The sequence below is a fragment of the Streptomyces barkulensis genome (genome assembly GCF_002843305.1).
Taxonomy (GTDB): Bacteria; Actinomycetota; Actinomycetes; order Streptomycetales; family Streptomycetaceae; genus Streptomyces; species Streptomyces barkulensis.
Genome location: NZ_PGSG01000093.1, coordinates 144,985 through 164,548, shown reverse-complemented (window position 1 = coordinate 164,548; position 19,564 = coordinate 144,985). Strand labels below are relative to the sequence as shown.

15 protein-coding genes are annotated in these 19,564 nt (G+C 70.8%); 12 read left to right on the top strand and 3 right to left on the bottom strand.

The window, feature by feature from the left end; all coding sequences use genetic code 11:
- The 4 genes from metH to CUT83_RS19965 all read left to right on the top strand — a co-directional run.
- A partial coding sequence (gene metH / locus CUT83_RS19980; RefSeq protein ID WP_241524813.1) for a methionine synthase occupies positions 1 to 3,462 on the top strand: 3,462 nt, incomplete at its 5' end.
- 100 nt (positions 3,463 to 3,562) lie between these two features.
- The gene (locus CUT83_RS19975; protein WP_101257222.1) at positions 3,563 to 4,366 is read left to right on the top strand and encodes an HAD family hydrolase; all 804 of its coding nucleotides are present in this window, start codon (positions 3,563 to 3,565) and stop codon (positions 4,364 to 4,366) included.
- Positions 4,367 to 4,753: 387 nt separating this feature from the next.
- A complete protein-coding gene (locus CUT83_RS19970) occupies positions 4,754 to 6,352 on the top strand; it encodes an ABC transporter substrate-binding protein (RefSeq protein WP_101257221.1) in 1,599 nt (532 codons plus the stop codon).
- Positions 6,353 to 6,446: 94 nt separating this feature from the next.
- Complete coding sequence (locus CUT83_RS19965; protein ID WP_101257220.1) at positions 6,447 to 8,039, top strand: ABC transporter substrate-binding protein; 1,593 nt, start codon at positions 6,447 to 6,449, stop codon at positions 8,037 to 8,039.
- An 82-nt stretch (positions 8,040 to 8,121) separates the two neighbouring features.
- Here CUT83_RS19965 and CUT83_RS19960 read toward each other — a convergent pair whose 3' ends face one another.
- Entirely contained in the window at positions 8,122 to 8,793 is a 672-nt protein-coding gene (locus CUT83_RS19960; protein WP_101257219.1) for a response regulator, read from the bottom strand.
- A gap of 95 nt (positions 8,794 to 8,888) precedes the next feature.
- Positions 8,889 to 9,857 (bottom strand): RecB family exonuclease, encoded by a 969-nt coding sequence (locus CUT83_RS19955; RefSeq protein ID WP_240957895.1) that lies wholly within the window; start codon positions 9,855 to 9,857, stop codon positions 8,889 to 8,891.
- Between the two features lie 135 nt (positions 9,858 to 9,992).
- On the opposite strand from CUT83_RS19955, the gene CUT83_RS19950 reads away from it, so the two are divergent.
- From CUT83_RS19950 to CUT83_RS19940, 3 genes are all read left to right on the top strand, one after another.
- Positions 9,993 to 11,222, top strand: coding sequence for a site-2 protease family protein (locus CUT83_RS19950; RefSeq protein WP_240957896.1), 1,230 nt, complete (start codon positions 9,993 to 9,995; stop codon positions 11,220 to 11,222).
- Positions 11,223 to 11,343: 121 nt separating this feature from the next.
- Positions 11,344 to 12,243, top strand: coding sequence for a tRNA (adenine-N1)-methyltransferase (locus tag CUT83_RS19945; RefSeq protein WP_101257217.1), 900 nt, complete (start codon positions 11,344 to 11,346; stop codon positions 12,241 to 12,243).
- Between the two features lie 231 nt (positions 12,244 to 12,474).
- The gene (locus CUT83_RS19940; protein WP_338104159.1) at positions 12,475 to 13,161 is read left to right on the top strand and encodes a hypothetical protein; all 687 of its coding nucleotides are present in this window, start codon (positions 12,475 to 12,477) and stop codon (positions 13,159 to 13,161) included.
- A gap of 47 nt (positions 13,162 to 13,208) precedes the next feature.
- Here CUT83_RS19940 and CUT83_RS19935 read toward each other — a convergent pair whose 3' ends face one another.
- The gene (locus tag CUT83_RS19935) at positions 13,209 to 13,523 is read right to left on the bottom strand and encodes a ferredoxin (RefSeq protein WP_101257216.1); all 315 of its coding nucleotides are present in this window, start codon (positions 13,521 to 13,523) and stop codon (positions 13,209 to 13,211) included.
- A 278-nt stretch (positions 13,524 to 13,801) separates the two neighbouring features.
- Here CUT83_RS19935 and arc point away from each other — a divergent pair, with 278 nt between their 5' ends.
- The 5 genes from arc to prcA all read left to right on the top strand — a co-directional run bounded on the left by arc (position 13,802) and on the right by prcA (position 19,538).
- A complete protein-coding gene (gene arc, locus CUT83_RS19930; RefSeq protein WP_093850892.1) occupies positions 13,802 to 15,568 on the top strand; it encodes a proteasome ATPase in 1,767 nt (588 codons plus the stop codon).
- A 259-nt stretch (positions 15,569 to 15,827) separates the two neighbouring features.
- Complete coding sequence (dop, locus tag CUT83_RS19925) at positions 15,828 to 17,339, top strand: depupylase/deamidase Dop (protein WP_101257215.1); 1,512 nt, start codon at positions 15,828 to 15,830, stop codon at positions 17,337 to 17,339.
- Between the two features lie 192 nt (positions 17,340 to 17,531).
- The gene (locus tag CUT83_RS19920; RefSeq protein ID WP_093850890.1) at positions 17,532 to 17,750 is read left to right on the top strand and encodes a ubiquitin-like protein Pup; all 219 of its coding nucleotides are present in this window, start codon (positions 17,532 to 17,534) and stop codon (positions 17,748 to 17,750) included.
- Between the two features lie 125 nt (positions 17,751 to 17,875).
- Positions 17,876 to 18,721 (top strand): proteasome subunit beta, encoded by an 846-nt coding sequence (prcB, locus tag CUT83_RS19915; protein ID WP_101257214.1) that lies wholly within the window; start codon positions 17,876 to 17,878, stop codon positions 18,719 to 18,721.
- Between the two features lie 22 nt (positions 18,722 to 18,743).
- On the top strand, positions 18,744 to 19,538 hold the full coding sequence (gene prcA, locus CUT83_RS19910; RefSeq protein ID WP_101257213.1) for a proteasome subunit alpha: 795 nt from the start codon (positions 18,744 to 18,746) through the stop codon (positions 19,536 to 19,538).
- Positions 19,539 to 19,564 lie beyond the last annotated feature (26 nt).

Sequence of the window (19,564 nt, the reverse complement as noted above, 5' to 3'; positions counted from 1 at the left end):
CTGCGTGAGGCGTTGTCCTCGCGGGTGGTGGTGGCGGACGGGGCGATGGGCACGATGCTGCAGGCGGCCGATCCGTCGCTGGAGGACTTCCAGCAGTTGGAGGGCTGTAACGAGGTTCTCAACGTCACCCGCCCCGACATCGTGGCCTCGGTGCACGAGGCGTATCTGGCGGTGGGGGTGGACTGTGTGGAGACCAACACCTTCGGTGCCAACTTCGCGGCGCTGGCGGAGTACGACATCGCCGGCCGGGTGGAGGAGTTGTCCGAGGCCGGGGCGCGGGTGGCGCGGGAGGTGGCCGACGCCTTCACGCGGGACACGGGGCGGCAGCGGTGGGTGCTGGGGGCGATGGGGCCGGGTACCAAGCTGCCCACCCTGGGCCATGTCGAGTACCGCACGCTGCGGGACGCCTATCAGGCCAATGCCGAGGGTTTGCTGGCGGGGGGTGCGGACGCGCTGCTGGTGGAGACGACCCAGGACCTGCTGCAGACCAAGGCGGCGGTGCTGGGGGCGCGGCGGGCGCTGGATGCGGCCGGGTGGTCGGTGCCGGTGATCTGCTCGGTGACGGTGGAGACGACCGGCACGATGCTGCTGGGCAGTGAGATCGGTGCGGCTCTGACGGCGCTGGAGCCGCTGGGCATCGACATGATCGGGCTCAACTGTGCCACCGGTCCGGCGGAGATGAGCGAGCATCTGCGCTACCTCGCGCGGCACTCCCGCATCCCGCTGTCCTGTATGCCGAACGCGGGGCTGCCGGAGCTGACCGCCGACGGTGCGCGCTATCCGCTCACGCCGGGTGAGCTGGCGGATGCGCAGGAGTCGTTCGTGGCCGAGTACGGGCTGTCGCTGGTGGGTGGGTGCTGCGGGACGACGCCGGAGCATCTGCGGCAGGTGGTCGAGCGGGTGCGGGGAGTGGTGCCGGCGGGGCGGGAGGTGCGGCCGGAGCCGGGGGCGGCGTCGCTGTACCAGGCGGTGCCGTTTAGGCAGGACACCTCGTATCTGGCGATCGGGGAGCGCACCAACGCCAACGGGTCGAAGAAGTTCCGCACCGCCATGCTGGAAGGGCGGTGGGAGGACTGCGTGGAGATCGCGCGGGAGCAGATCCGCGAGGGCGCGCACCTGCTGGATCTGTGTGTGGACTATGTGGGCCGTGACGGGGTGGCGGACATGGCCGAGCTGGCCGGGCGGCTGGCGACGGCCTCCACGCTGCCGGTGGTGCTGGACTCCACCGAGCCGGCCGTGATCGCGGCGGGGCTGGAGAAGCTGGGCGGCCGGGCGGTGATCAACAGTGTGAACTACGAGGACGGTGACGGGCCCGGCTCCCGGTTCGCGCGGATCACGGCGCTGGCGGCCGAGCACGGGGCGGCGCTGATCGCGTTGACCATCGATGAGGAGGGGCAGGCGCGTACGGCCGGGCAGAAGGTGGCCGTGGCCGAGCGGCTGATCGCGGATCTGACGGGCAGGTGGGGTATCCGGGAGGAGGACATCCTCATCGACTGCCTGACGTTCACCATCTGTACCGGTACCGAGGAGTCCCGCCGGGACGGGGTGGCCACGATCGAGGCGATCGGTGAGCTCAAGCGGCGGCATCCGCGGGTGCAGACCACGCTGGGGCTGTCGAACATCTCCTTCGGTCTGAATCCGGCCGCGCGGATGGTGCTCAACTCCGTGTTCCTGGACGAGTGCGTCAAGGCCGGGCTGGACTCGGCGATCGTGCACGCGGCCAAGATCCTGCCCATCGCGCGGATTCCCGCCGAGCAGGTGCGGGTGGCGCTGGATCTGATCTATGACCGGCGGGCGGAGGGCTATGACCCGCTGCAGCGGTTCCTGGAACTGTTCGAGGGCGTGGACACCAGGAGTGTGCAGGCCTCCCGGGCCGAGGAGCTGGCGGCGCTGCCGCTGGAGGAGCGGCTCAAGCGGCGGATCATCGACGGGGAGCGGGGCGGTCTGGAGGCCGATCTGGATGAGGCCCTCACCGAGCGTCCGGCGCTGGACATCGTCAACGACACCCTGCTGGCGGGCATGAAGGTGGTCGGGGAGCTGTTCGGCTCCGGGCAGATGCAGCTGCCGTTCGTGCTGCAGTCGGCGGAGGTGATGAAGACGGCCGTGGCCCATCTGGAGCCGCACATGGAGCGGGTCGAGGGCGCGGCGGGCAAGGGCACCATCGTGTTGGCCACGGTGCGCGGAGACGTGCACGACATCGGCAAGAACCTGGTGGACATCATCTTGTCCAACAACGGCTACACGGTGGTCAACCTCGGGATCAAGCAGCCGGTGTCGGCGATCGTGGAGGCGGCCGAGGAGCACGCCGCGGATGTGATCGGCATGTCCGGGCTGCTGGTGAAGTCCACCGTGATCATGAAGGAGAATCTGCAGGAGCTCAACGCCCGTTCCCTGGCCGGGAAGTATCCGGTGATCCTGGGCGGGGCCGCGCTGACCCGCGCCTACGTCGAGCAGGACCTGCACGCCCTCTACGACGGGGAGGTCCGCTACGCCCGGGACGCCTTCGAGGGGCTGCGGCTGATGGACGCGCTGATGGGTGTCAAGCGTGGTGTGCCGGGGGCGAAGCTGCCCGAGCTGCGGCAGCGGCGGGTCAAGGCGGCGGCCGCCCAGGTGGCCGAGCCGGAGCCGGGCGGGCCGGTGCGCTCGGACGTGGCCACCGACCATCCGGTGCCCACCCCGCCCTTCTACGGCACGCGGGTGGTCAAGGGCATTCCGCTCAAGGAGTACGCGTCCTGGCTGGACGAGGACGCGTTGTTCAAGGGGCAGTGGGGGCTGAAGGCGCCGCGCACCGGGGACGGGCCCTCCTACCGGGAGCTGGTCGAGGCCGAGGGCCGGCCGCGGCTGCGGGGCTGGCTGGAGCGGCTGCACACCGACAGCCTGCTGGAGGCCGCGGTGGTCTACGGCTACTTCCCCTGCCACGCCGAGGGCGACGACCTGGTGGTCCTCGGTGAGGACGGTGCCGAGCGGTGCCGGTTCACCTTCCCCCGCCAGCGCCGCGGGCGCCGGCTGTGCCTGGCGGACTTCTTCCGCCCCAAGGAGTCCGGTCAGACGGACGTGGTGGGCCTGCAGGTGGTCACCGTCGGCTCCCGCATCGGCCAGGCCACCGCCGAGCTGTTCGCCGCCAACGCCTACCGCGACTATCTGGAGCTGCACGGCCTGTCGGTGCAGCTGGCCGAGGCGCTGGCCGAGTACTGGCACGCCCGGGTCCGTGCCGAGCTCGGTTTCGCCGGCGACGACCCCGACGCGATCGAGGACATGTTCGCCCTCAAATACCGCGGGGCGCGGTTCTCGCTGGGGTACGGGGCGTGTCCGGAGCTGGCCGACCGCGCCAAGATCGCCGAGCTGCTCCGGCCCGAGCGGATCGGGGTGAAGCTGTCCGAGGAGTTCCAGCTCCATCCCGAACAGTCCACCGACGCCATCGTCGTCCACCACCCCGAGGCCAAATACTTCAACGCGCGATAGTTCGCGGGCCGACGTAGACTGATCTGTCCGGTACAGGCCGGTCGTCCGCATCCGTCAGGTGCGGGCGACCGGCCTTCGCGTCCCCGTAGGAGGCACACGGATGACTCGTCCCCTTTCCCGCGCCGAGGTCCCGCCCGCCTTCGGCGGCAGCGCTCCGGCTTCCGTCTCCGCGCCCGTGAGGGTCCCCGGCGGAGGGGGGAGACCGGCGGCGGCCGGGTCCGCGTCCGCCGTGTCCGGGGTCACCGCGGCCGGTCTTCAGGCCGTCCTGCTGGACATGGACGGCACGCTGGTGGACACCGAGGGCTTCTGGTGGGAGACCGAGGTCGAGGTGTTCGCCGAGCTGGGGTACGAGCTGGCCGACGAGCACCGTGAGGTGGTGGTCGGCGGGCCGATGTCCCGGAGCGCGACCTATCTGATTCAGGCCACCGGGGCGGACATCTCCCTGGGGGACCTGACGGTGCTGCTCAACTCCAGGTTCATCGAGCGGGTCGAGCGCGGGGTGTCCCTGATGCCCGGTGCCCGGCGGCTGCTGACGGAGCTGGCCGCGCACGACGTGCCCGCCGCCCTGGTGTCGGCCTCGCACCGGCGGGTGATCGACCGGATGCTGGTCTCGCTGGGGCCGGACCACTTCGCGCTGACCCTGGCGGGCGACGAGGTGGAGAGGACCAAGCCGCACCCGGACCCGTATCTGACGGCCGCCTCGCGGCTGGGGGCGCATCCGGGGCGCTGTGTGGTGGTGGAGGACACCGCGACCGGTGTGGCCTCGGCGGAGGCCGCGGGCTGTCATGTGGTGGCGGTGCCGTCGGTGACGCGGATCGAGCCCGCGCACCGGCGCACGGTCGTGCCGTCCCTGGAGGAAGTGGATCTGCCTTTTCTGCACTCCCTGATCGCTTCCGCGTACTGAGCGTACGCCGTTCGCTGCACGATGAATGCATCGAAAACCGTGAGCAGCGGACCGTTCATTATCGGTGACGAATGCGGTGGCCGAATTCCCGCTTTTCACCTGGTGGTTGAATGCGTGATGTTCATCACGTGGCTCCGGGCCGCGGGGCGGGGACGGGAGCGGCGGCGAGGGCGACCTGCCCCTTTTCTGTACGCCGGTTTGTCTCCTTTGATGCCCACTTGCGCCGATCGCTCCGGCGTCCGGTTATCGGATCGTGCGACGGAGTTATCGGAGCGTGATAATTCCACGTCGGTGGCCGGGGGAAGTGACGGACTCCACGGCTACTAATGTCTGTCTCCCGGCCGGAGAATTCGGCGACAACCCGGCTGGATGAGGAGACCGTCACCGATGAACCGCAAGACGCTGCTGCTGCCCGCCCTCGCGGGCCTGCTGGCACCACTGGTCGTTGCATGCGGCAACGACAGCGCCGGCGGCGAAAACGGTGGAACGATCGTTGTCGGTACCACCGACCGGATCGAGGCCACCGCGAAGGCGCCCGCTCCGCTCGACCCCGCGGCGGTCTACGACGTCGGCACGTGGAACATCTTCCGCAACACCTTCCAGACCCTGCTGCGCCTGCCTCGCGCGGGCACCCAGCCGGAGCCGGAGGCCGCACAGGAGTGCGGATTCGCCGACCAGCGCAGCACGCAGTACCGCTGCACCCTCCGCGAGGGACTCACGTTCTCCAACGGCCACGAGCTGACCGCCGAGGACGTGGTGTTCTCCGTCAACCGCATGGTCGGCATCGCCGACCCCGGCGGCCCCGCGTCACTGCTGAGCAACCTCGACCGGATCGAGGCGCCCTCCGGGGACGAGGTGGTCTTCCACCTCAAGAAGCCCGACGCCACCTTCCCCCACAAGCTCGCCACCCCCGCGGCGGCGATCCTGGACAGCGAGGTCTATCCGGCCGACAAGCTCCACAAGGAGTACTCGGTCACCGGTTCCGGCCCCTACGTCCTGGAGTCCTTCGATGCCGAGGGCGGCCGGGTGGTTCTCGCCCGCAACAAGTCCTACAAGGGCGATCTGGAGCTGCGGAACGGCCGCGTCGAGGTGCGCTTCTTCGACGACTCCAAGGCCATGGAGAAGGCCATGCGCGACGGCGGCATCGACGTGATGAACCGGAGTCTGTCGCCCGAGCAGATCGACCGGCTGGGGAGCGACAAGGGCGACGGCATCGACGTCGTCGAGATGTCCGGCCAGGAGATCCGCTACCTCGTCTTCGCCACCGACGACCCGGTCGTCGGCCGCCGGGCCGTGCGCCAGGCCATCGCCCAGACCGTGGACCGCGGCGAGCTGGTGCGCGATGTGTACGCACGGACCGCCGAGCCCCTGTACTCCATCGTCCCCAGCGGACTGACCGGCCACCACAACTCCTTCTTCAACGTCTACGGCGGGCCCGACGTCAAGGAGGCCCGCGCCACCCTCGAACGCGCCGACGTCGACATCCCGGTCGAGGTGGAGCTGACCTACACCACCGACCACTACGGACCCGCCACGGCCGAGGAGTTCAAGGCGCTGGCCGGGCAGCTCAACGACTCCGGGCTGTTCAGGGCGACGGTCAAGGGCGTGCCGTGGAAGACCTACCGGCCCGCCTCGACCGAGCAGGAGTACGCGGTCTACGGCATGGGCTGGTTCCCGGACTTCCCCGACCCGGACAACTTCGTGGCGCCCTTCTTCGCCGAGGACAACTTCCTGAACTCCCCCTACGAGAACAACGAGATCCGTGAGCAGCTCATCCCGCGCACGCGGGTCGAGGAGCAGCGCGACGAGGCGGTCGACGACTTCGTCCGGGTCCAGGACATCGTCGCCAAGGAGGTGCCCGTGCTGCCGCTGTGGCAGGGCAAGCAGTACGTCGCCGCCCGCGACGGTGTCACCGGGGTGGAGTGGGCGCTCAACTCCTCCTCCGTGCTCCAGCTGTGGGAGCTGGGCAGAAGCGTCCAGGACTGAGCTTTCCCCCGCGCCGCCCCCGGTTCCGGGGGCGGCGCGGGGCTGTGCGAACGGGGGTTCGGAGAACGGCACACCACTGATTGAGGATGCGAACGTGAGGAAAAGGGCCCGCTTCCGGGCGCTTGCGGTAGGTACGACCCTGGTCGCCGCACTGCTCGCCGGCTGCGGTGACGAGCGGGGGACGAGCGCCGGGGAGGGAGAACGGATCGTGATGGGCATGACCGACGAGGTCATGGCCGTCGACCCCGCCTCCGGATACGACCCGGGGTCCTGGCTGGTCTTCAACAACGTCTTCCAGTCGCTGCTCAGCTTCCCCAGGAACGGGACGGAGCCCCAGCCGGAGGCCGCGCGGAGCTGCGAGTTCACCGACGACGGCAGCCAGGTCTTCCGGTGCGTCCTGAAGGACGGGCTGAAGTTCACCAACGGCAACGCGCTCACCTCGAAGGACGTGAAGTTCTCCTTCGAGCGGACCCTGCGCATCGACGACCCCGACGGCCCCGCCGTGATGCTGTCGGGCATCGAGGAGATCGAGACCCCGGACGCCAAGACGGTCGTCTTCCGCCTCGCCTCGCCCGACGCCACCTTCCCGCAGAAGATCGCCTCCGGCGCCGGCTCGATCGTCGACCACCGCGCCTACCCGGCCGACGAACTGCGCACCGACGGCAAGGCCGTCGGCTCGGGCGTGTACCGGCTGGACTCCTACGGCGACAAGGAGGCCGCCTTCTCCGTCAACCCGGACTACGTCGGGCCCGCCGAGGTGCGGAACTCCGGGATGACCATGAAACTCTTCCACGGCGACCAGGCGGCGCTGAAGAAGGCTCTGAGCAGCGGTGAGGTGGATCTGGCCTACCGCGGTCTGGCCATGGACGACATCGCGGACCTGGACGCGGCGGCGAGCGCCGAGAACGGGGTGGAGGTCGTCGAGGGCAGCAGCGCCGAGGTGCACCACCTGGTCTTCAACATGGAGCACCCGGTCACCGGCAAGCCGGGGGTGCGCAAGGCCGTCGCGTACCTGCTGGACCGCTCCACGCTGATCCGCGACGTCTACCGGCGCACCGCCGAGCCGCTGTACTCGATCGTGCCCGCCGGGATCACCGGCCACAACACGGCCTTCTTCGACACCTACGGCAGCCGCCCGCAGCCGGCCAAGGCCAAGGCGGCCCTGCGCGACGAGGGCATCACGGAGAAGGTGGAGCTGACCCTGTGGGCCACTCCCGTACGCTACGGCCCCGCCACCGTCCGGGAGTTCGAGGAGATCGCCCAGCAGCTCAACGCCAGCGGTCTGTTCGACGCCAAGGTCGAGAGCGTGGAGCTGGAGGAGTACGAGAAGGGCATCGAGGCCGGCGAGTACGGGGTGTACGTCAAGGGCTGGGTGCCCGACTACCCCGACGCCGACAACTTCACCGCGCCCTTCTTCGGTGAGGACAACGTGCTGGGCAATGGCTACGACGCCGGACGGATCACCTCCGAGCTGCTGCCGAGCACGGCCGCGGTGAGCGACCGCGCCGCCACCGTCGGGGACTTCGGCGAGATCCAGGACATCGTCGCCCGGGACCTGCCGATCCTGCCCGTCTGGCAGGGCAAGCAGTACGCCGTGGCGCACGAGGACATCTCCGGGCTGGAGTGGACGCTGGACGCCTCCACCGTCTTCCGCTTCTGGGAGATCGGCAAGGGCACCGCGGGCTGATCCCGTTCCCTCCCCGGAACCGGCGCCGCGGAACCGGCGCCGGTTCCGCGGCGTCCCGGCGACACCGGCCCCGGCGAGCGCCCTACCGGTCGCCGGGGCGGACCAGCCCGCTCTCGTAGGCGTACACCGCCGCCTGCACCCGGTCGCGCAGGCTCAGCTTGGTCAGCACATGGCCGACATGGGTCTTCACCGTCGTCTCGCTGACGAAGAGGTCCGCGGCGATCTCGGCGTTCGACAGGCCGCGCGCCACCAGTTTGAGCACCTCGACCTCGCGGTCGGTGAGCGTACCCAGCGCGTCGGGCACCTCCTCCTCGCCCGAGGGCAGCTTTCCGGCGTACTTGTCCAGCAGGCGCCGGGTGATGCTGGGGGCGAGCATCGCCTCGCCGGCCGCCACCACCCGGATCGCCTGCACCAGCTCGGCGGCCGGCGCGTCCTTGAGCAGGAAGCCGGACGCGCCCGCGCGCAGCGCCTCCACCACGTACTCGTCCAGGTCGAACGTGGTGAGCACCAGCACCTTGGCGGGGCCGTCCCGCTCCGGGCCGGTGATCTGCCGGGTCGCCTCCACGCCGTCCATCCGAGGCATCCGGATGTCCATCAGAACCACGTCGGGCTGGAGCGCCCGCACTTGTTCCAGCGCCTGCAGGCCGTCCCCGGCCTCGCCCACCACGGCGATGTCCCCCTCGGCCTCCAGGATCATCCGGAAGCCGGTGCGCAGCAGCGGCTGGTCGTCGACCAGCAGGACGCGGATTGCCACGGGAACTCCTAACGGGAACGGGGCTTGGCAGGCCCATTCTCACTCAGCCGGCCGTGCCCTCGGCCGCCGGGAGGGTACTCCGGGAGCCGCCTCCGTCAGGAGTCCCCGCCGTCCTTCCCGCCGCCGCCCGTGCCGCTGCCCGTGCCGCCGCTCCCGCCGTCCGGCTCCAGCGGCAGCCGAGGCTGGATCATCAGCGGATACGGCGGGGGAGTGCCCCCGAACTCCGGGCACAGCGCCTGGTGGGCGCACCAGCCGCACAGCGGGCCCGGCCTGGGCCGCCAGTCGCCGGTCTCGGTCGCCTGCCGGATCGCCTCCCACAGGGCCAGCAGCTTGCGCTCCACGCCGCGCAGGTCGTTCTCGTCCGGGTCGTAGGTGAGCACGTCCGCGCTGCCCAGGTAGACCAGCTGCAGCCGGCGCGGGATCGTGCCGCGCAGCCGCCACAGCACCAGGGCGTAGAACTTCATCTGGAACAGCGCCTCGGCCGTGTACTGAGGCCGGGGCGCCTTGCCGGTCTTGTAGTCGACGATGCGGACCTCGCCGGTGGGCGCCACGTCCACCCGGTCGATGATGCCGCGCAGCCGCAGCCCGGACTCCAGGCGGGCCTCCACGAACAGCTCGCGCTCGGCCGGCTCCAGCCTGGTGGGGTCCTCCAGGGAGAACCACCGTTCGACCAGCTCCTCCGCCCCGGCCAGCCACCGCGCCAGCTCGGCGCCGTCGGCCGGGCCCTCGCCCGGGCCCTCGCCCGGGGCCGCCCGGCCGTCCTCCGTGAACAGCTCCGCCAGCTCCGGCCGCTTCGCCAGCAGCCGCTCCCACTCACGCACCACCAGCGAGCGAGCCCGGCGCACGCTGCGCTCGGCGGCCGGGGCGTCGAACAGCCGCTCCAGCACCGCGTGCACCACCGTGCCCCGGGTGGCCGCAGGCGTCGGTTTCTCGGGCAGCCTGTCGATCACCCGGAAGCGGTACAGCAGCGGGCACTGCATGAAGTCGGCGGCCCGCGACGGTGACAGGGAGTTGGGCGGCGAGGCGGGTGAGGGCGCCTTGCCGGACGCCGGATGGGAGACCATGGACCCGACCCTACGGCCCGCCACCGACACACCGCCGCTTACCATCGATGGCGTACCCCTTCGCACCCTCCCCCGTACCGCACGGCCGCGGGGACCGACCACCGGGTGCGAGGGCATCTTCTACGAGGGGAACCCGTGGCGGACACGGACAACGGCGGGCGGCCGGAGCCCGGCCCCGGCGAATCGGCGGACGGCAGGCCGAAGCGCCCGCGGGAGAGCGGCGGCGGCATTCTCATGGGCCGCCCCTTCGGCGTGCCCGTGTACGTGGCGCCGAGCTGGTTCGTCGTCGCCGCGCTGATCACCTGGGTCTTCGGAGGCCAGCTGGAGCGCGTGCTCCCGGAACTGGGCGGCGCCCGCTATCTGGTGTCCCTGTTCTTCGCGGTCGCCTTCTACGCCTCGGTGCTGGTCCACGAGCTGGCCCACACCGTCGCCGCGCTGCGCTTCAAACTCCCGGTGCGCCGCATCCAGCTCCAGTTCTTCGGCGGGGTGTCGGAGATCGAGAAGGAGAGCGAGACCCCGGGCCGGGAGTTCGTCCTGGCCTTCGTCGGCCCGCTGCTCTCCCTGGTGCTGTCGGGTGTGTTCTATCTGGGGCTGTTCGCCGTCGAACCCGGCACCGTGCCCGCGGTGCTGCTGGCCGGGCTGATGGTCTCCAACCTCATCGTCGCGATCTTCAACCTGCTGCCGGGCCTGCCCCTGGACGGCGGCCGGATGCTGCGCGCGGTGGTGTGGAAGATCAGCGGCAAGCCGATGACCGGCACCGTCGCCGCCGCCTGGACCGGCCGTGCGCTCGCCGTCGCCGTCCTGGTCGGGATGCCGCTGCTCAGCTACGCGGGTGGCTACGGCGCCGAGGAGGGCTTCGGTGGGGTGGACTCCATCACCGACGCCCTGCTCGCCGCGATCCTCGCCGCGATCATCTGGACCGGCGCCGGCAACAGCCTGCGCATGGCCAGGCTGCGCGAGCGTCTGCCCGAGCTGAGCGCCCGGGCCCTGACCCGCCGCGCCGTCCCCGTCTCCGCCGACACCCCCCTGTCGGAGGGGTTGCGCCGCGCCAACGAGGCCGGGGCCAGGGCCCTGGTGGTCGTGGACGGCCAGGGGGAGGCGGTCGCCGTCGTCCGCGAGGCGGCCATCGCCGGGGTGCCCGAGCACCGGCGCCCCTGGGTGGCGGTGAGCACCCTGGCCCAGGACCTCACCGAGGGCATGCGGGTGTGGGCCGAGCTGGCCGGGGAGGAGCTGCTGGAGCACCTGCGCGCCACCCCCGCCAGCGAGTACCTGGTGGTGGAGGGCAGCGGCGAGATCTACGGGGTGCTGTCGGCCGGGGACGTGGAGCGGGCGTTCGTGGCGGCCATGGCCAAGCCCGCCTCCTGACCCACGAGACCTCGCGAACCCGTCCCCGCCCTCCCGCACGCCCCCGTCCCCGGGCGGGGGCGTGCGGGAGGGGCGGGCCTCGATTACGGCCGGAGGGCGTGCCTGGACTACCCTTGCCCCCATGTCCGAACCGACCGGTGCCGCCCGCCGTCGCGGGCCCTTCCAGGTCGGGGACCAGGTCCAGCTCACCGATCCCAAGGGACGCCACTACACCTTCACGCTCGAGGCGGGGAAGAGCTTCCACACCCACAAGGGAGCCTTCCCCCACGACGAGCTGATCGGTGCTCCCGAGGGCACGGTCGTCCGTACCACGGGAAACGTCGCCTATCTCGCGCTGCGTCCCCTGCTCCCCGACTACGTCCTGTCCATGCCGCGCGGCGCTGCCGTCGTCTACCCCAAGGACGCGGGGCAGATCCTCGCGATGGCCGACATCTTCCCCGGCGCGCGCGTCGTCGAGGCGGGCGTCGGCTCCGGCTCGCTGAGCGCCTTCCTGCTGCGGGCCGTGGGCGACCATGGCATGCTGCACTCCTACGAGCGCCGCGCCGACTTCGCCGAGATCGCGCAGGGGAACGTCGAGCGGTACTTCGGCGGCCCGCACCCGGCCTGGCGGCTGACCGTCGGAGACCTCCAGGACAACCTGTCCGACACCGAGGTCGACCGGGTCATCCTGGACATGCTCGCCCCCTGGGAGTGCCTGGAGGCCGTCTCCAAGGCCCTCGTCCCCGGCGGCATCCTGTGCGCCTACGTCGCCACCACCACCCAGCTCGCCCGCACCGTGGAGTCCATCCGCGAGCACGGCACCTTCAACGAGCCGGCCGCCTGGGAGACCATGGTGCGCACCTGGCACGTGGAGGGCCTGGCCGTCCGTCCCGACCACCGCATGATCGGGCACACCGGCTTCCTGCTCACCGCCCGCCGGCTCGCCGACGGGGTGGAGCCCCCGATGCGCCGCCGCCGCCCGGCCAAGGGCGCGTACGGGGAGGACTACAGCGGCCCGGGCAGCGGCTCGGGCCGCGGCTGAGGCAGCCCTTTTCCGCCACTCGCGCTCACGTCCGGCGCGACCCGCATACGCCGCAGGCCGCTGCCCGGCCCCCTCGGGGGCCGGGCAGCGGCCTGCGGCGTATGCGTCGCCGGTGCGGGCCGGGCGGGGACGGAGCGGCGGCGAAGCGCACCCGGCCGTTCCGCCGCGGTGTGACGTATGGCACGATGCTGGGCACCCCCGGCCGCCCGCACCTCACAGGAGCCGTCCCGCGTGCAGCTTCCGGCAGACTCCGCTCCCGCGCCCTCCGCCTCGCCCCGTCCAGCCGCCGCTCCCGCCGTCCCGCCCCAGCCCGGTCCGGCCGGGACCCGCGGGGCGGAGCGGGCACCGTCCTCCCCCGCGCCTTCCCCTGCCGCCCCCGCCCACACCCGGGCCCGCGCACCGCACTGGTTCGCCACCGCCGCGGCGCTGGGCGCGCTGCTGGGCTCGGTCGCGCTGCTGGAGCCCGCCGGCGCCGACGCCACCCAGCCGGGGGAGACCACCGCGGTGGCTCCCGGACCGGACGCGGACGCGGCCCGCTACCCGCTGGAATGCGGCCCCGTGGAGGCCGAGGTGATCGACAGGGCGGCCGTGGACTTCGACGGCGACGGCCGCGCCGAGACCGTCGCGGTGGTCCGCTGCGCCGCGGGGATCGGCACCCCGCCCAGCGGGGTGTACGTCCTGGCACACCCCGCGAGCGAGGGAGGCGGGCCCCGGATCGCCGAGACCCTGGTGGACCCGGGGGAGGGGATGACGGTGCAGGACCTGACCGTCCGCGACCGCACGGTGTCCGCCAGGCTGCTGGGCTACTCGTCGCCGGACGTGCCCCGCTGCTGTCCCGACCAGGCGCGGGACGTCGAATGGGAGTGGCGGGGCGGGAAGTTCGTGCTGGAGGCGGCGCCGACCGCCCGGAGTGTCTGAGCGGTCACGCGAGGTCCGGCGCCGCCGGAGACCGGAGCGCCGCCGTACTACCGCCCGGCGTCGGGACCGTACACCTCGACACCGTCGGCCGCCCGGCGCACGTGGATGCACTCGCCCGGACACTCCTTGGCCGAGTCCACCACGTCGCCCAGCAGCGGGAGGGGGACGGGGGCGGTGGCGCCCGGCTCGGTGCGCAGCTCCGCCTCCTCGCCCGCCGGTGCTGGGCCCTTCACGTAGGCGAGCCCGTCGATGTCCAGCTCGAAGACCTCGGGCGCGTACTGCGCGCAGATCCCGTCGCCGGTGCAGAGTTCCTGGTCGATCCAGACTTCCAGTTCTGCGGTCTGCTCGTTGTGCGAGCCCATGTTGCTGCCTGCCGTTCCTGCGCTCGTGACCGGACCGTGTGACGGATTGTCGGTGTGATCTTGGCGGAATAGAGCCACCCGTGACGGGGGTTGACGCTTCAGACGATACAACCGGCCGCTTTCCGGAGAGGTTGGGTGGGTATTCACCCGGGGTAAGGGAGTGCGCAAGGGTGAAGATCAGACACACCCCGACCGTGTTTGTGATCTAGGGGTTTCAACCCCCACGGGTCCAGGTAGGGTCAGGAAGCGTCCAGCTCCCCTTGGAGGAGGTGAGGACCGTGGCAGCCCACGACGACGACATCAACCGCGGCATCCGGCCCGAACGGGGTTCCGACGACCCGGCAGGCCAGGTTGCCCATCTCGAGCAGGAGATCGCCGTCCTGCGCCGCAAGCTCGCCGACTCTCCGCGCCACACTCGGATTCTCGAGGAGCGGATCGTCGAGCTGCAGACGAACCTGGCCGGTGTGTCCGCACAGAACGAGCGGCTCGCAGGCACCCTCCGTGAGGCCCGTGACCAGATCGTGGCCCTCAAGGAGGAGGTCGACCGGCTGGCCCAGCCACCGGCCGGCTTCGGGGTTTTTCTGCAGGCGAACGAGGACGGTACGGCCGACATCTTCACCGGCGGACGCAAGCTCCGGGTGAACGTCAGCCCCAGTCTCGATCTCGGTGAGCTCAGGCGTGGCCAGGAGGTCATGCTGAACGAGGCGCTCAATGTGGTCGAGGCCATGGAGTTCGAACGCGCCGGGGACATCGTCACCCTCAAGGAGGTCCTGGAGGACGGCGAGCGCGCCCTGGTGATCGGGCACACCGACGAGGAGCGCGTGGTCAGGCTCGCCGAGCCCCTTATGAAGGCCACGCTCCGGGCCGGTGACGCGCTGCTGCTGGAGCCGCGCTCGGGGTACGTCTACGAGGTCGTGCCCAAGAGCGAGGTGGAGGAGCTCGTCCTCGAAGAGGTCCCGGACATCGACTACAACAAGATCGGTGGCCTGGGCGGGCAGATCGAGCTGATCCGCGACGCGGTGGAGCTCCCCTACCTCTATCCGGACCTGTTCAAGGAGCACGAACTCCGCCCGCCCAAGGGCGTGCTGCTCTACGGCCCCCCCGGCTGCGGCAAGACCCTGATCGCCAAGGCCGTGGCCAACTCCCTTGCCAAGAAGGTCGCCGAGGTGACCGGGCAGCCCCAGGGGAAGAGCTACTTCCTCAACATCAAGGGCCCCGAGCTGCTGAACAAGTACGTCGGCGAGACCGAGCGGCACATCCGCCTGGTCTTCCAGCGGGCCCGGGAGAAGGCGAGCGAGGGCACGCCCGTCATCGTCTTCTTCGACGAGATGGACTCCCTGTTCCGCACCCGCGGCTCCGGCGTCAGCTCGGACGTGGAGAACACCATCGTCCCGCAGCTGCTGTCGGAGATCGACGGTGTGGAGGGGCTGGAGAACGTCATCGTCATCGGCGCCTCCAACCGTGAGGACATGATCGACCCGGCGATCCTGCGCCCGGGACGCCTCGATGTGAAGATCAAGATCGAGCGTCCGGACGCCGAGGCCGCCAAGGACATCTTCTCGAAGTACCTGACCCCGAACCTCCCGCTGCACGCGGACGACCTCGCGGAGCACAACAAGGACCCCGAGGCCACCGTCGCCGGGATGATCCAGTCGGTCGTCGAGCAGATGTACGCCGAGTCCGAGGAGAACCGCTTCCTGGAGGTCACCTACGCCAACGGTGACAAGGAGGTCCTGTACTTCAAGGACTTCAACTCCGGCGCGATGATCCAGAACATCGTCGACCGGGCCAAGAAGATGGCGATCAAGGCCTTCCTCGACCACAACCAGAAGGGCCTGCGGGTCTCCCACCTGCTGGCCGCGTGCGTGGACGAGTTCAAGGAGAACGAGGACCTGCCCAACACCACCAACCCCGACGACTGGGCCCGTATCTCCGGCAAGAAGGGCGAGCGGATCGTCTTCATCCGCACCCTCGTCACCGGAAAGCAGGGCGCGGACACCGGACGCTCCATCGACACGGTGGCCAACACCGGTCAGTACCTGTAGAAGACACCGTCCGGCTGCGGATGCCCGTGTCCCCGTCGACAGGCGGGGCGGGCGTCCGCAGCCGGATCTTTTCGGACCGATCTCCACCGAGGAAACACGGGAAGTCCGCAGCGATCTCCCAACCGGGGCCCGAGCGCCCTAGGCTCGTCCGTACCGCCGCCATGCGGAGCGCGGGGCCAGGGGCCGCGAGCGGGCCGGATGCGCAGCGGGACTTGAGCGGTGGCCCAAAGGCGGGCCGCCGCCGGGCAAGGAGGGCCGCATGACCGTACGGCGAGTGATGGGCATCGAGACGGAGTACGGGATCTCCGTCCCCGGTCACCCGAACGCCAATGCCATGCTCACCTCGTCCCAGGTCGTCAACGCCTACGCGGCGGCGATGCACCGGGCGCGCCGCGCCCGCTGGGACTTCGAGGAGGAGAACCCGCTGCGGGACGCCCGGGGTTTCGACCTCGCGCGCGAGGCCGCCGACTCCAGCCAGCTCACGGACGAGGACATCGGCCTGGCCAACGTGATCCTCACCAACGGCGCGCGGCTGTACGTGGACCACGCGCACCCCGAGTACAGCGCCCCGGAGGTCACCAACCCGAGGGACGCCGTGCTGTGGGACAAGGCCGGTGAGCGGATCATGGCGGAGGCCGCCCGGCGCGCCGCCGAGGTGCCCGGCACCCAGCCGATCCACCTGTACAAGAACAACACCGACAACAAGGGCGCCTCCTACGGCTGCCACGAGAACTACCTGATGAAGCGGGAGACCCCCTTCCCGGAGATCGTGCGCCATCTGACGCCCTTCTTCGTCTCCCGCCAGGTCGTCACCGGGGCCGGACGCGTCGGGATCGGACAGGACGGCTCCGAGCACGGCTTCCAGATCAGCCAGCGGGCCGACTACTTCGAGGTGGAGGTCGGCCTGGAGACCACCCTCAAACGGCCGATCATCAACACCCGCGACGAGCCGCACGCCGACGCCGAGAAGTACCGCCGGCTGCATGTGATCGTCGGCGACGCCAACCTGTCGGAGATCTCCACCTACCTCAAACTCGGCACCACCTCCCTGGTGCTGTCCATGATCGAGGACGGCTTCATCGCCGTCGACCTGGCCGTCGACCAGCCCGTGCGCACCCTCCACCAGGTCAGCCACGACCCGTCGCTGCGCCGGCCGATCACGCTGCGCAGCGGACGGACGCTCACCGCCGTACAGCTCCAGATGGAGTACTACGAGCTGGCCCGCAAGTACGTGGAGGAGCGCTGGGGGCAGGACGCGGACGAGCAGACCAGGGACGTGCTGGCCCGCTGGGAGGACGTTCTGGGGCGCCTGGAGAGCGATCCGATGAGTCTGGCGGGCGAGCTGGACTGGGTCGCCAAGCGGGAGCTGATGGAGGGCTACCGGCGCCGCGACGGCCTGGACTGGGACGCGGCCCGGCTGCACCTGGTGGACCTGCAGTACGCCGACGTGCGCCCCGACAAGGGGCTGTACAACCGCCTGGCGGCCCGCGGCCGGATGAAGCGGCTGCTGGACGAGGCGGAGGTGGAGCGGGCCCGCTCCCAGCCCCCGGAGGACACCCGCGCCTACTTCCGCGGCCAGTGTCTGGAGCGGTACGCCGACGCGGTGGCCGCGGCCTCCTGGGACTCGGTGATCTTCGATCTGCCGGGTCGGGACTCCCTCCAGCGGGTACCCACCCTGGAGCCGCTGCGCGGCACGCGCGCCCACGTCAGCGAGCTGCTCGACCGCTGCGGTACGGCGGAGGAGCTGGTCAGGGCGCTTTCCGGGAAGTGAACCGGGAGGAGAAGGGACGGCTGAACGTCTCCGGAGGCGGGAATCATGGAGATGGCTTCCGGACGTCCGCGACGGCGGAGTGACAGCGATACGGCGGGAAGCGGGAAAGAGCCACTGGCAGGAGAAGGGCCGATGTCAGGCCCGGCTTGTAGGGTCTGATCTTGTACCGTCCAACCGAGCGGGGTGAGGTATATGGCGACCAAGGACACCGGCGGCGGTCAGCAGAAGGCGGCACGCTCCACCGAGGAGACCGACGAGCAGGCGCAGGACGCGCAGGTCTCGGAGGACCTCAAGGAGCGCCAGGAGGCGCTGTCGGACGAGGTGGACTCCGTGCTGGACGAGATCGACGACGTGCTCGAGGAGAACGCCGAGGACTTCGTGCGCTCCTTCGTGCAGAAGGGCGGGGAGTAAGGCGTGCACATCCGTCCCGCACCCCCGCGACGGCGGGGGTGCGGGACGGATGACATCCGCCGCCACGGGTAAGGTCCGTGCAGAATTCTCAAGATCCGGTCTCACGATCTGGTGGAAGGAAACGTGTGGAAGCCAACACCCGTAGCACAGGGCGTCTGCCTGCTGCCTTCCTGACGCCGGGCTCGTCCTCGTTCATGGACTTCCTGTCCGAGCACGCGCCCGAGCAGCTCCCCGGCAACCGTCCGCTCCCGCCCGTGAAGGGCGCCGTCGAGGCGCCGCACGGCACGACGATCGTCGCGGTCACCTTCCCCGGCGGCGTGGTGCTGGCCGGCGACCGGCGCGCGACGATGGGCAACATGATCGCCCAGCGCGACATCGAGAAGGTCTTCCCGGCCGACGAGTACAGCGCCGTCGGCATCGCCGGGACCGCCGGGCTCGCCGTGGAGATGGTCAGGCTCTTCCAGCTGGAGCTGGAGCACTTCGAGAAGGTCGAGGGCACCCAGCTGTCCCTGGAGGGCAAGGCCAACCGCCTGTCCACGATGATCCGCGGCAACCTCGGCATGGCCATGCAGGGCCTGGCGGTGATCCCGCTGTTCGCCGGGTACGACGTGGGCCTGGGCAGGGGCCGCATCTTCTCCTACGACGTGACCGGCGGGCGCTCCGAGGAGCAGGGCTTCGCGGCGGTCGGCTCCGGCTCGGTCTTCGCCCGCGGTTCGCTCAAGAAGCTGTACCGCGACGACCTCGGCGAGCGGCAGGCGGCCACGGTCGTCGTCCAGGCCCTCTACGACGCCGCCGACGACGACTCCGCCACCGGCGGCCCCGACCTGGTGCGCCGGATCTACCCCGTCGTCACGGTGATCACCGAGGACGGCTTCCGCAGGATCACCGAGGAGGAGGTCGCCGAGATCGCCCGCTCGGTGCACGACGGCCGGCTCCAGTCGCCCAACGGGCCCCAGGCCCCTGTGCTCTAGATCAGGAAGGGACCGATAGCCGGTGTCGACGCCGTTCTATGTCTCACCCCAGCAGGCCATGGCGGACCGCGCCGAGTACGCCCGCAAGGGCATCGCGCGCGGCCGCAGCGTGGTCGTGTTGCAGTACGCCGACGGCATCGTGTTCGTCGCCGAGAACCCCTCTCGGGCACTGCACAAGGTCAGCGAGATCTACGACCGGATCGCCTTCGCGGCGGTGGGCAAGTACAACGAGTTCGAGAACCTGCGCATCGGCGGCGTCCGCTACGCCGACCTGCGCGGCTACACCTACGCCCGCACGGACGTCACCGCGCGGGGCCTGGCCAACGTCTACGCCCAGACCCTGGGCACCATCTTCTCCAGCGCGGCGGAGAAGCCGTACGAGGTGGAGCTGATCGTCGCCGAGGTCGGGGAGGGCCCCGAGGACGACCAGATCTACCGGCTGCCGCACGACGGCTCCATCGTCGACGAGCACGGCTCGGTGGCGGTCGGCGGCAACTCCGACCAGATCGGAAGCTACCTCGAACAGCGTCACCGGGACGGGATGACCCTGGCCGAGGTCCTCAAGCTGGCGGTGGAGTCCCTGAGCCGGGACAGCAACGGCGGCGAGCGCACCCTCACGGCCGACCAGCTGGAGGTCGCCGTCCTGGACCGCACCAGGCCCCAGCAGCGCAAGTTCAAGCGCGTGCTCGGCGGGCAGCTCTCCCGGCTGCTGGAGGAGGGCGGTACGTCCGCGTCCCCCGGCGAGTCGTCGGACGACTCGTCCGGCGACTCGCCGGGCGGGGCCTCCTCGGGGGAGTCCTCCGCCTCCGAGGAGTAGCCTGCGCGCCCCCTCCCGCTCTGTCG

Coding starts and splice junctions, on each gene's coding strand:
- CUT83_RS19975 (WP_101257222.1), top strand. CDS start 3,563: ATGACTCGTCCCCTTTCCCGCGCCGAGGTCCCGCCCGCCTTCGGCGGC.
- CUT83_RS19970 (WP_101257221.1), top strand. CDS start 4,754: ATGAACCGCAAGACGCTGCTGCTGCCCGCCCTCGCGGGCCTGCTGGCA.
- CUT83_RS19955 (WP_240957895.1), bottom strand. CDS start 9,857: ATGGTCTCCCATCCGGCGTCCGGCAAGGCGCCCTCACCCGCCTCGCCG.
- CUT83_RS19945 (WP_101257217.1), top strand. CDS start 11,344: ATGTCCGAACCGACCGGTGCCGCCCGCCGTCGCGGGCCCTTCCAGGTC.
- CUT83_RS19935 (WP_101257216.1), bottom strand. CDS start 13,523: ATGGGCTCGCACAACGAGCAGACCGCAGAACTGGAAGTCTGGATCGAC.
- dop (WP_101257215.1), top strand. CDS start 15,828: ATGACCGTACGGCGAGTGATGGGCATCGAGACGGAGTACGGGATCTCC.
- CUT83_RS19920 (WP_093850890.1), top strand. CDS start 17,532: ATGGCGACCAAGGACACCGGCGGCGGTCAGCAGAAGGCGGCACGCTCC.